The sequence below is a fragment of the Nostoc sp. DSM 114167 genome (assembly GCF_052692655.1).
The window spans coordinates 1,657,366-1,669,596 of the sequence record NZ_CP195116.1; the positions used below are offsets into that span (position 1 = coordinate 1,657,366).

Below are 12,231 nucleotides of genomic sequence, written 5' to 3' on the forward strand. Positions count from 1 at the left end.
GCGTGTCAAAGTAGAATCTAGTGATGTCCTTTGTGATTTGTCCTTTGTCGTCTATCATTTGTCCTGAGAAATACAAATGACTAATGACGATTCGAGCAAAAAGGTGCAACTTCCGAGTTCAAAGGCTCAACGTTCGAGCAAAAAGGTGCAACTTCCGAGTTCAGAGGCTCAACGTTCGAGCAAAAAGGTGCAACGTTCGAGCAAAAAGGTGCAACGTTCGAGTAAAAAGGTGCAACTTCCGAGTTCAGAGGCTCAACGTCCGAGCAAAAAGGTGCAACTTCCGAGTTCAGAGGCTCAACGTTCGAGTAAAAAGGTGCAACTTCCGAGTTCAGAAGCTCAACGTCCGAGCAAAAAGGTCGAATGAATCAAAACATTTAGATAAATCTTGACAAAGCTAGTAGTCTGTCAATAAATAATTGATGGATCAATTACCTGTAGAGACGGCGATTTATCGCGTCTCTCTAACCCATCCCAAATTGGTATTATTCTTCCTTAGTAGGTCGTTCGCCAACTGCGATCGCTAACTCAATTAACACTCCACCCCGGACAACTTGCACGTTGACAGTTTTACCAATGCGATCGCTACTATTGAGCAGCGCCAACACATCACCTGTATCGCTCACAGTTACGCCATCGAATGTTACCAAAACATCGCCAAGCAGTATACCTGCATTGTCAGCAGGCCCCGCAGCCTCAACGTTGACAACAATTACCCCAGTTGCCGAACTTAAATTGAGAGCAGTTTTTAGATTCTTTGGTAAACGTACAGGTTGCATTCCCACACCCAAGTAGCCTTTAGAAATGCGTCCTTTTGCTACTAATTGGTCAACTACGCGATCGACTGTAGCAGTGGGAATTGTTAGAGCAGTACCACGCCGCCCCGATGTATTCATCCCTACCACAAAACCAGCCGCATCTACGAGCGGCCCACCTGCAAAGCCAGAGTAAAGGGTGATATCTGGGCGGATAAATTGGTCAATATTCCCGCCACTCATACTCCGCCAAGTACCGCTAACCACACTTACTGCACCCATCGCCGCCCTTAAATCACCTTCGCTACCTCTTGCCAGTCCTAACACGAGATGACCAACTTTGAGCGTTTTAGCATCGCCAACTTTGGCCACAGGTATTTCTGCATTTTCTAGTTTAAAAACAGCTATATCGGTGCTAGAGTCATGACCGATGAGTGTTACTGGTGCAGTGCTACCATTTGATAAGGTAATCGTGATATCGTCATAGCGCTGGAGGCACTCATCAGAGGTAACAATGATGCCATTACGCCAGTGAATGCCGCTTGGGGAAACACGTGTACCCCCATTCACCGCAACCACAGCACTCCCAGCTTGTTCTACGGTGTCAGCTAAACTGTTGGACAAAGCCAGTAATGAAGACATAAGATTTCCCGCAAACGTTTTTAGATGTTTATATCGTGCCGTTTGATCGACACAGATGACATCGGAAAAATGGAGAGTAATTCATCCTAGAAAAATGGCTAGGATTTATAGCAGGGGACAGGGAACAGGTGACAGAGGACAGGGTTGAAAGTCTATTGGTGTCTAGGTTTTATATATAAATGCAAGTTGATGAGGCATAGGAATTAGGCGGCTCATGTATCATCGGGTTTACCAAGACATCCCACTACAAAATCCACTTTTCACTACTTTGCATGAAAGTTCAAGTTATATAAGTAGTGGGGGGTAAAGTTTTTAGCCACTTATAGGAAGTTTGCACAATACACTAAAACAATCTGATAAAGATAATGTAAACTAATCTAATCAATCGTTAGCTATAAAGTTACTTGAAGTATTTTAAAGTCATGTAACCAATGGTTAGCAAAGATAGTTACTTGAAGTATGGTGTTATTAGAAATAAATAAAAAATAAATTAAAAAAAGGAGAACTGTGTGATATGAAACAAGATGCTCCAGCACTCACCAACCCAAACCCAATGTACACGAATCTGTCAGAGAAGGAAGAAGAAAAAGTAAATGGAGGGGGAGTAGAAGTTGGAAACCCATCAGGTAAAGCCAAGTCGAGGTCATTAATCTTAACAAGATAGTAATATCTTATTAAGATACATCAATTGACCAATGGATTTCTCATTTTTTTTCTACTGTGTTAGTCATATCTCACTCATCCAACTTCCGTCAAAAGCTCTATTAGCTTGAACAAACTTCTTTGCCACTTCTGCTACTTGGGGGCATTCCAATACTTGGCACTGCTCGAAAAGTGTCAACTGACCTTTTTTGAATTTGTGCTTATCCTTATTCCGGCTAATTTTATGACCAGCCAGCAGCAAAATCTCCAGAAAGAAAGCTTGGCTGGTTTTGCTTTTGGTTTATATCGTTGACAAAACTCCCGATATTTTTACTTATTAGCTCAAAATTTAATAAACCCAGTAGAACGACGATAAAGTAACCAAATAAATAACGGTGAACCCAGCAACGCAGCGACGGAACCTACTGGTAGTTCTACTGCTCCTAGTCTAGATAGTAAATCTGCAAAAGTTAATAACCATGCCCCTGCAACCACAGCACTCCCAGCTTGTTCTACGGTATCAGCTAAACTGTTGGACAAAGCCAGTAATGAAGACATAAGATTTCCCGCAAACGTTTTTAGATGTTTATATCGTGCCGTTTGATCGACACAGATGACATCGGAAAAATGGGGAGAATTCACCCTAGAAAAATGGCTAGGATTTATAGCAGGGGACAGGAAACAGGTGACAGAGGACAAGGTTGAAAGTCTCTTGGTGTCTAGGTTTTATATTCAGTTTATGTCCTAACCTACCTGGCGATCGCTATATATCAGCTTTTTGGCGTTGCTGAATTTTTATACTTCACTCAAGCAAGAACCGCTATATTTCAATATGCGTATTGCTCTCTACATCTTGTATTGCGCTATATTATTCAGCTTACGACAGCGAGGTGAGCGCTCACTCTAGCCGTCATCCAGAATTCATGCTGAATTCTGACTCCTGACTCCTGAATTCTGTTTCAAGAAACAAATGCACACCCAATCAAAACAAATCAACCTGCTGACTCCATCGAGAAACTTACCTCTCTATGGCAAGAGAATTTTAGTAACAGCACCGAGAAATTATGCTTATAGGTTATCCGAACAAATCATCAAAAAAGGTGGTTTACCTGTTTTCATGCCTACCATCGAAACCTGCTATTTATCAAACTACACTCAGTTAGATGCCGCTTTAGCCGATATAAATGAATTTGATTGGATTGTCTTTACAAGTAGAAATGGCATCACTGCATTTTTTCACCGCATAAATGATTTACATATTCCCATCTCTGCGGTGGAAAAATGTCACTTATGTGCATTAGGAAAAGATGCAGAAAGCTTATTGTCTTTTTGTGACAAGGTGGATTTGATCCCAGCAGAATCTAGCCCAGCCGGAATTGTGGCTGAATTAGCGAAACTCCCGCAAATTCACGAGAAAAAAGTGCTGATCCCGGCTCCAGAAGTTGTGGGTTTGCCTGAACCTGATGTTGTACCCAATTTAATTAGGGATTTGCAGCAATTGGGCACAGAAGTAACTCGCGTACCCACATATATTACGCAGGGTTTAGATAAAACTATCTATGGTATGGAATTAAACCTGATGCGCGAAGGAATTATTGATGTAATTGCCTTTAGTAGCACGGCGGAAGTAGAAAGCTTTTTGACAATGGTCAACTCGCAAAGCGATTACGAACATTGTGTTATTGCATGTTTTGGCCCTTACACCAGTGCTAATGCACAAAAGTTGGGTATGAATGTCTCTATCGTGGCTAGAGATTATAATTCATTCGAGGGATTTGCTGAAGCGATCGCAGCATTTTGTACTCTTACTTGCGATAAAAATTAAGCATCTTCAGATGCAAAATAATCAACCAAATTTCACTCTAGACTAGCTGCACATAAACCCGTAGTATCGAAAATGGAGTTTATATTGAGTTAGGAAGTTTTACATGGCAACTTACAAAGTTACATTACGTATCCCAGAAGGTGAAGAAAACGCAGGCGAACACGTAATTGAAGTCCCTGATAGTGAGTACATCCTAGAGATCGCTAACGAGGAAAATGGGCTTGACTTGCCCTATTCCTGTAACGCTGGTTCTTGCTCTACCTGTACCGGGAAGCTAATTTCAGGTACAGTTGACCAATCAGATCAGAACTTCTTAGACAACGATCAAATTGACGAAGGATGGGTTCTTACCTGCGTTGCCCGCCCCACTTCTGATTGCGTTATCGAAACCCATCAAGAAGAAGCGCTTAACGGTTAAGAATGGGTAAGGGTTAAGGGGATTAGTGTCATACTTAAACCCCAACCCTTTTCAAATCTTTTTTCTCCTGCTGAAAATGCTGCTCATAGGGTTACTGCCTCCGTTGCTGGCGATAGAAGCCGTCCATTGTATACATTACCCTAAAAAAGTGTGGAAATTAAGCTGCGATCGCAAGTAGTTATAAAATGTGCAGCAACATTTTGATAATTTGCATTCTCTGAAAGATTAGCTAAAACTTACAACCGCTTCCACAATTCCACCGCCGACATTAGACTTCTTGGCATTTGTAGGGAATTGGGTTTGGGGGAAAGGGAAAAGGAATAAAAAAACCTTTCCCCTTTGACCTTTCCCCTTTGACCGCAAGAGTGCAAAAGTTACTTTTGCAAGAGGTCTATTCAACAACTACGCGCGCAATAGGCAAAGAGTACTAAGCCTGGAGTAAAAAAGGGGAAAAAGAAGGGGACAGATGAGTTTGTCTGAGGTGCAGAATTATGGAATATCAGCCCTCACGCCAACCCCGCAGTGCTTGGACATGGGAAATAGAACTACGTCCGTGGGTAGAGAACTTCTAGCCTAGACAATTGTTACAAGAATAGTTTTGTAGGTATGAAAATTGATTTTGGTGCAACTGCTACTGATTATGCAAAACACCGCGCTGGGTTTCCTAGTTCATTATTTAATAAATTGTCTGAATATGGTATAGGTTTACCAGGGCAGAATATTGTTGACCTCGGTACAGGAACAGGGACACTAGCGCGGGGGTTTGCCGATAGAGGTGCTTATGTAATTGGCCTAGATCCATCAGCCTCACTTTTAGAACAAGCCAGACTGTTAAGCGAATCTGTGCAACTTAAAGTAGATTATCGAGTTGCAAGTGCCGAGAATACCGAGTTACCAAACGCCAGTGCGGATGTGGTGACAGCTGGACAGTGTTGGCATTGGTTTGACCGTCCGCGTGCTGTCAAGGAAATTACTCGCATATTGAAAGTAAATGGCTTGCTTGCGATCGCACATTTTGATTGGATACCCTTAAAAGGTAATGTAGTTCACGCAACGGAACAACTAATCAAAGCTCATAATCCCGCGTGGAATTTGGGCGGTGGTAATGGTTTGTATCCCCTGTGGTTACAAGATATTGGCGAAGGAGGATTCCGAGAAATCCGCACATTTTCTTACGATATGTTTGTGTCTTATACACACGAAGCTTGGCGGGGACGAATTCGTGCTAGTGCTGGTGTAGGAGCCAGTTTGACACCAGAAAAGGTAGAAGTATTTGACCAGGAATTGGCAACATTGCTTGAAACACAATATCCTACGCCAATTCTTCAGGTTCACCACAGAGTTTGGGCTGCGATCGCAAAAGCACCACAATCTAATTCGTAATACTTCTCTACGAGAGGCTGCGCCAACGGCTACGCTCAGTACAAGTTCGTAATTAAGAGATGTCTGTAACACACTATTAACCTACAAAACAATCGCACAATTTTAGGAAAAATAACCATGATCGATCTTTATTATTGGACAACCCCAAACGGTCATAAAATCACCATTTTCTTAGAAGAAGTCGGCTTACCATACACCATAATTCCTGTAAATATTGGGGCTGGGGATCAATTTAAGCCGGAATTTCTGAAGATTTCTCCTAATAATCGGATGCCTGCGATCGTTGACCGCGAACCAGCAGATGGAGGTGCGCCAATTTCGGTATTTGAGTCTGGGGCAATCTTGCTATATTTGGCAGAAAAAACCGGGAAATTAATCCCTCAAGATTTACGCGATCGCACTCAAGTTTTAGAATGGTTGTTTTGGCAAATGGCAGGATTAGGGCCAATGGCGGGACAAAATCATCACTTTAGTACTTATGCTCCCGAAAAGATTGAATATGCGATTAACCGTTATGTGAATGAGACGGGACGCTTATATGCAGTTTTGAATAAGCAACTAGCAGATAAAGAATTTGTGGCTGGCGATTATTCCATTGCCGATATTGCTGCTTATCCCTGGATTGTGCCACATGAACTCCAAAGTCAAAACTTAGAAGATTTTCCTCACCTTAAGCGCTGGTTTGAGACAATTAAAGCGCGTCCAGCAACAATTCGCGCCTACGAAAAAGCCGAAGCATTGAAAACTCAAGCGCTCGATCCAGATAAGTCACGAAATTTGTTATTTAACCAGTCGGCGAAGACTATTCAGCCTTAAGCTTTTTGAATAGTTTTGTCACGGTGGCGATCGCTCATTTAGCTCTAACCCCAGATCATCGCAACTATGAGCAACGGCTTTTTACCATCTTCCTTTCCTCAATTAGAAACAGCAAGGCTGCTTCTTCGTGAGACAACGTTACAGGATGCTGAAGCTACCTTTGCTGTATTCTCCGATCCGAGCGTGACACAGTTTCACGATCTTGATACCTTCACTTCTATTAAAAAAGCGATGTCTACGACGGGCTACGCCTACGCTCTCATTGGACGTAGAGCCAAGCGGTTTGAGCGAGGAGATGGAATTCGCTGGGGAATTATTCATAAGCAAGACAACGTTTTGATTGGTTCTTGTGGGTTTACCTGGAACCCACAAGAACACTCAGCCGAAGTCGGTTATGAGCTTGCCAGTACTTTTTGGAGACAAGGTATTATGACTGAGGCAGTAAGTACTATCTTGCAATTTGGGTTTGAAAAAATGGATTTGCGTTTCGTTATTGCCCAAGTCATGCTGGAAAATATCGCTTCTAAAAAGTTGCTAGAAAAGTTAGGTTTTCACAGTCAGGGTATACAGAAACAGTATGCCTTCTTCAAAGGACAGTATCACGATCTGGAGCAATTTGTGCTTAAAAAAACTGAGTGAATAATTTATACAAATTTTAAAAAAGAATGCGACAAATAAACCATTTGTAGAGACGCGATTCATCGCGTCTTTAACTTAGTTTCTCCATTCGATGTTGCTGACTTGCGCCTGTAATTTTCCTTCTACTTGAAACGGTAGTTGATAATAGTTGTTAGGTTCATATTCTGGTGTCACTTTCCAATCATATCGTTGCAGCAACGTTGCCAAAAAAATCTTCATTTCCATTTTGGCAAACTCTATTCCAATGCATATATGTTCGCCACCACCAAAACCAATTAAAGCAAAGGAGTCTTTTTTATCTTCTTCGCGGGGAGGGGCAAAGCGTTCTGGATCGAAACTTTCTGGGTTAGTATAAATCTCGCTCATGCGATGCGTTAATCCTTGAGCAACAATCACCACCCAACCAGGAGGAATGCGATAACCTGCATATTCAATTTCTTTTACAACTCCCCGAAACAGCACTACACCTGCGGGGTTGTAAAGTCGTTCTATTTCTTTGAAAAAATAAGTCATTTGATTAAGTTGCTTGAGGTGTCCCAAATTCAAAGGTTCATCTTTGACAACTTCTATAAGTTCTTGGCGAAGTTTTTCACGCCATTGGGGACGCGCTGCCAATTCAACCATTGCCCACGTTAAAGATGTAGCAGTAGTGAAATGTGCTGCATTTAATAAGTGGATCAGTTCGTCTACGATCTGTGATTGGGCTAAAGCATTTCCCTCTTCATCTAATGCTGCCAAAAACAATCCTAATACATCACAAGACTCCTCTAAGTTGCCTTGAAGTTTACGTTCGCTGATAATTTTTTCTAAGAAAGCTTTCAACTGACGACGAGCATTTTGAGAACGACCATATTTTGTGAACGGTATATCTAACCGTAATAGCGCCAATGCTCCTTGCGTCAAAGTATTATACAACTGTTCGACTTGCTCAACTTCGTTTTGTAGTCGAACACCTAATAATAGCCGAATTCCAATTCGCAATGCTAACTGATTAAATTCATTCTTGATGGAAATTGGACTGTTTTGCACCCAGTTTTCTAGGCACTTGTTAACTTCAGTTTGCATAATGTCAAAATAATTAGCAATGGCTTTACTATGAAACGCTGGAGCCATTAAGCGACGAGTCCGGCGATGTTCTTCACCATCTTGAAGCATCATTGGCCGCCCAAAAATATGCTCCATAGACACTTTCCATCCTAAGTAGGAAGAAACACAATCAGCTTTTTCTTGCAAAATTAGTCGATTTGCTTCCACTCCTACCAAAACTGCATATTTTTTTCCTAAAATGCTGGTTTTAAAAACTGGCCCATAGCGTTCATAGTTCTTCGCCAGTCCCCATCCTTGGGTAGCAAATAATCGGAGAGTTTCACCTAAAATGGGTAGCCCAAAGCTACCAGGCATTTCCTGGGCTGGTTTTAGTTGTGTCATTTTTTTTGACTACAGATTCAAAGTGTGGTGATAACTATTGAGTCTAGCTTTAACAAGATCGTGCTGTCTCACGCAATCTTCCGAAAACTAGTGTTATCTTCCGAAAAGTTCAGTGTAGCTTTTTAAATGCTTGAGGAGTGATGCCGATATATTTGCGAAAAACCTTAGTGAAATGACTTTGACTTTGAAATCCTACTAATTGGGAGACTTGTATAACTGATAATTCTCGCTTCGCAAGTAAATACTTTGCTCTTTCAACTCGGCATTGGGTGACATATTGATGAGGTGCTATTCCCATTGATTGCTTAAACAAGCTAGCAAAATAATGCGGACTTATCTGGGCGATCGCCGCAATTTCTGCAAGTGACAAATTTTGGTCTAAGTTATCATTGACATAAGCGATCGCTTCTTTTAATTTATGTTTTGGTAATCCACCTGTGTATTCTCGAATGATAAATTTTTGCGTTGAGTAACGTTTCAATAAATGCACCGCCAGCAGATTTACTGCTGATTCCATATACAGTGAACTATCAAATCCACTAGTTTCTATTTCTTGTTTGAGTGTCAGGCCAATTTGTTGAATCAATGGATCGTGAGTTTGCAGTTGTTGTACAATTTCAACTGCATCAGGATTTACTGATTCGTAAGCAACACGAGTAATCATCGTTGGTTCAAAACCCAAGTGAATAAACCCTAATTCCTGTTTAAATTGTACTGCTGGAGAAATTTGGTGAGCAGGAAAAATCCCCACATCAGTTGTTGCATAAGATTTACTTTGCCAGTGTCCGTTAATTTTTAATTTTGCCTCAAACTCTCTACTGTAAATGGTAATAATGTGCTGAAAAGGCGATGTCTCAGGAAGTTGATAGTTTAACTGGCGATGATAGGCAAAATAAAAACCATTGCAACCTGTAACTGGGCTGGAAATAATTAAAGGTTTGGGAAGAAATTGCTTTAGTTTGTCTGGTTGGGCAGCATTAATTTTAAAAGGCTGGTCTATTTGCATGACGACTCACACGCTTTTTTTCTAAATATAAATTAAGAGGTGTTAATTCCCATTTTCTATTTTCTAACTTGTTGTGCTAGAGATGAGGAATCCTGGGCGCAAACAGTTAAAATACGGTAAGCCTTCCAAATTACCGTTAATTTCTCCCAAACAAGGCTCAATTATTCTTGCTTGTTTGTATAATTGGAAACTCAAATAACTGCTTATGTCAGAACAATATCGTTTTGAAACCTTGCAAGTTCATGCTGGACAAGAGCCGGCTCCTGGAACTAATGCTCGTGCTGTACCGATTTACCAAACGACTTCCTACGTTTTTGACGACACCGACCACGGAGCGCGGTTATTTGCTCTTCAGGAATTTGGTAACATTTACACCCGCATCATGAACCCGACGACAGATGTATTTGAAAAGCGGATTGCTGCTTTAGAAGGGGGTGTAGCAGCATTAGCAACCGCTAGTGGGCAAGCGGCGCAATTCTTGGCAATCAGTACAATTGCTCAGGCTGGGGATAATATCGTTTCCACTAGTTTTTTGTATGGAGGAACATATAATCAGTTTAAAGTTTCTTTACCACGTTTAGGTATTCAAGTCAAGTTTGTTGAGGGAGATGACCCAGAAAGTTTTCGTCAAGCGATCGACGATCGCACCAAAGCCCTATACGTTGAAACCATTGGCAATCCTCAATTCAATATTCCCGACTTTGCCGCTTTAGCTCACATTGCCCACGAAAACGGCATTCCTTTAATTGTGGATAATACCTTCGGTGCTGGTGGGTATCTAGTTCGACCGATTGAACATGGTGCAGATATCGTAGTAGAATCCGCAACTAAATGGATTGGCGGACATGGTACTTCCATTGGTGGTGTAATTGTCGATTCGGGTAAATTTGATTGGGGTAACGGCAAATTTCCTCTATTTACTGAGCCAGCACCAGGCTATCATGGGCTAAATTTCCAAGAAGTGTTTGGCCCTAGTGGAACATTTGGTAACATTGCCTTTATTATTCGCGCTAGAGTCGAGGGGTTACGAGATTTTGGCCCGTCCTTGAGTCCATTTAACGCCTTTCTGTTACTGCAAGGATTAGAAACTCTCTCTCTACGTGTAGATCGTCATGTGAGCAATGCCCTAGAATTGGCTCGGTGGTTAGAGCAACAAGAGCAAGTATCTTGGGTTAATTATCCCGGACTTCCCAATCACCCACATCATGAACGAGCAAAAAAATATCTTCGGCATGGCTTTGGGGGAGTTTTAAATTTTGGCATCAAAGGTGGACTAGAAGCGGGTAAAGCTTTTATTAATCATGTAAAATTGGCGAGTCATTTAGCAAATGTTGGTGATGCGAAAACCCTTGTTATTCATCCCGCTTCTACAACCCATCAACAGCTAAGTAATCACGAACAGCTTTCAGCAGGTGTGACAGCCGATTTGGTGCGAGTATCAGTGGGAATTGAACATATCGACGACATCAAAGAAGATTTTGAGCAAGCATTCCAGCAAGTTAGGATTTAGTTTTTAATTGGGCATTGGGCATTGGGCATTGGGCATTGGTTATTAATTCTTCTCCTCCACTCCTAACTCCTAACTCCTAACTTCTAACTCCCCACCCTATGATTTACTCAGACTTCATCTCACCGCAAACCCAGTTTTACCAACTGACAATGCCATTTCAACTAGAAGGCGGCGAAACATTAATTGGGGTTCAGGTTGCTTATCGCACTTGGGGACAGTTAAATGCTCAAGGCGATAATGGGGTACTGATTTGTCATGCCTTAACTGGTTCCGCTGATGCTGATGATTGGTGGGAACCTTTATTTGGTTCAGAGAAAGCCTTCAATCCAGAACGCGACTTTATTGTATGCAGCAACATTTTGGGAAGTTGTTACGGTACAACTGGGCCAACCACTATCAACCCCATAACGGGAAACTATTATGGCGTATCCTTCCCTAAAATTACAATCCGAGATATGGTTTGCCTGCAAGTTGCACTATTAGAATACCTGGGTGTTCAATCTCTGCGGTTAGTAATTGGTGGTTCGCTCGGTGGAATGCAAGCACTGGAGTGGGCGTTGTTATATCCAGAAAAGGTGAAAGCGATCGCACCCATTGCTGTTTCTGGCAGACATTCAGCTTGGTGTATTGGATTAAGTGAAGCCCAAAGACAGGCAATTTATGCCGATCCAAATTGGCGAGGAGGGAACTACACCCCGGATGCGCCGCCAAACCAAGGACTAGCAGTAGCGCGGATGATGGCAATGTCTACTTACCGTTCTTGGAATAGTTTTACAAACCGCTTTGGACGCGAGTATGATGCATCTGAGCAGTTTACTATAACCAGTTACTTACAGCATCAGGGTCAAAAGCTAACAGAACGATTTGATGCCAACACTTACATCACTCTCACCCATGCAATGGATCGCCACGATATTGCACGCGATCGCACCAGTCCTGATTTGTCAGATTATGAATCTATTCTGCAAAGCATCCAGCAACCAACTTTAGTTGTTGCAATTGATTCTGACATCCTCTATCCTCCAGTAGAACAACAAGAATTGGCAAATTTAATCCCTAATGCTCAACTGGCGTGGCTGAATTCAACCCACGGACATGATGCATTTTTAATTGATATGGCTGCATTGAATGAACTGCTGATCTCTTTTCGGCGTTGCTGAATCAAGGGAT

General features: G+C 41.9%; 12 protein-coding genes. 8 read left to right on the forward strand and 4 right to left on the reverse strand.

All coding sequences use genetic code 11. The features are described from left to right. Window positions 1-76: 76 nt before the first annotated feature. Window positions 77-364 carry a hypothetical protein gene (locus tag NSTC731_RS07020; RefSeq protein WP_445630181.1) on the forward strand — a complete coding sequence of 96 codons (288 nt, stop codon included), beginning with the start codon at window positions 77-79 and terminating at the stop codon, window positions 362-364. A 118-nt stretch (window positions 365-482) separates the two neighbouring features. Here NSTC731_RS07020 and NSTC731_RS07025 read toward each other — a convergent pair whose 3' ends face one another. Together NSTC731_RS07025 and NSTC731_RS07030 are read right to left on the reverse strand one after the other, a co-directional pair. Next, on the reverse strand, window positions 483-1,394 hold the full coding sequence (locus tag NSTC731_RS07025; RefSeq protein WP_445630182.1) for a S1C family serine protease: 912 nt from the start codon (window positions 1,392-1,394) through the stop codon (window positions 483-485). Between the two features lie 984 nt (window positions 1,395-2,378). Beyond that, window positions 2,379-2,678 carry an iron chelate uptake ABC transporter family permease subunit gene (locus NSTC731_RS07030; protein WP_445630183.1) on the reverse strand — a complete coding sequence of 100 codons (300 nt, stop codon included), beginning with the start codon at window positions 2,676-2,678 and terminating at the stop codon, window positions 2,379-2,381. A 328-nt stretch (window positions 2,679-3,006) separates the two neighbouring features. Between NSTC731_RS07030 and NSTC731_RS07035 the strand changes: the two genes are divergently transcribed. The 5 genes from NSTC731_RS07035 to NSTC731_RS07055 all read left to right on the forward strand — a co-directional run bounded on the left by NSTC731_RS07035 (window position 3,007) and on the right by NSTC731_RS07055 (window position 7,117). Beyond that, window positions 3,007-3,861 carry a uroporphyrinogen-III synthase gene (locus NSTC731_RS07035; protein ID WP_445630184.1) on the forward strand — a complete coding sequence of 285 codons (855 nt, stop codon included), beginning with the start codon at window positions 3,007-3,009 and terminating at the stop codon, window positions 3,859-3,861. Between the two features lie 103 nt (window positions 3,862-3,964). Continuing rightward, window positions 3,965-4,279 (forward strand): ferredoxin, encoded by a 315-nt coding sequence (locus NSTC731_RS07040; protein WP_445630185.1) that lies wholly within the window; start codon window positions 3,965-3,967, stop codon window positions 4,277-4,279. A 606-nt stretch (window positions 4,280-4,885) separates the two neighbouring features. Next, window positions 4,886-5,662 (forward strand): class I SAM-dependent methyltransferase, encoded by a 777-nt coding sequence (locus tag NSTC731_RS07045; RefSeq protein WP_445630186.1) that lies wholly within the window; start codon window positions 4,886-4,888, stop codon window positions 5,660-5,662. Between the two features lie 117 nt (window positions 5,663-5,779). Continuing rightward, a complete protein-coding gene (locus tag NSTC731_RS07050; RefSeq protein ID WP_445630187.1) occupies window positions 5,780-6,478 on the forward strand; it encodes a glutathione binding-like protein in 699 nt (232 codons plus the stop codon). A gap of 66 nt (window positions 6,479-6,544) precedes the next feature. Continuing rightward, complete coding sequence (locus NSTC731_RS07055; protein WP_445630188.1) at window positions 6,545-7,117, forward strand: GNAT family N-acetyltransferase; 573 nt, start codon at window positions 6,545-6,547, stop codon at window positions 7,115-7,117. 75 nt (window positions 7,118-7,192) lie between these two features. Here NSTC731_RS07055 and NSTC731_RS07060 read toward each other — a convergent pair whose 3' ends face one another. Next, the gene (locus tag NSTC731_RS07060) at window positions 7,193-8,545 is read right to left on the reverse strand and encodes a cytochrome P450 (RefSeq protein WP_445630189.1); all 1,353 of its coding nucleotides are present in this window, start codon (window positions 8,543-8,545) and stop codon (window positions 7,193-7,195) included. A 109-nt stretch (window positions 8,546-8,654) separates the two neighbouring features. Further along, a complete protein-coding gene (locus tag NSTC731_RS07065; protein WP_445630190.1) occupies window positions 8,655-9,551 on the reverse strand; it encodes a helix-turn-helix transcriptional regulator in 897 nt (298 codons plus the stop codon). A gap of 205 nt (window positions 9,552-9,756) precedes the next feature. Between NSTC731_RS07065 and NSTC731_RS07070 the strand changes: the two genes are divergently transcribed. Both NSTC731_RS07070 and metX read left to right on the forward strand, forming a co-directional pair. Continuing rightward, window positions 9,757-11,061 (forward strand): O-acetylhomoserine aminocarboxypropyltransferase/cysteine synthase family protein, encoded by a 1,305-nt coding sequence (locus tag NSTC731_RS07070; protein ID WP_445630191.1) that lies wholly within the window; start codon window positions 9,757-9,759, stop codon window positions 11,059-11,061. A 98-nt stretch (window positions 11,062-11,159) separates the two neighbouring features. After that, entirely contained in the window at window positions 11,160-12,221 is a 1,062-nt protein-coding gene (gene metX / locus NSTC731_RS07075; RefSeq protein WP_445630192.1) for a homoserine O-acetyltransferase MetX, read from the forward strand. Window positions 12,222-12,231: the final 10 nt, after the last annotated feature.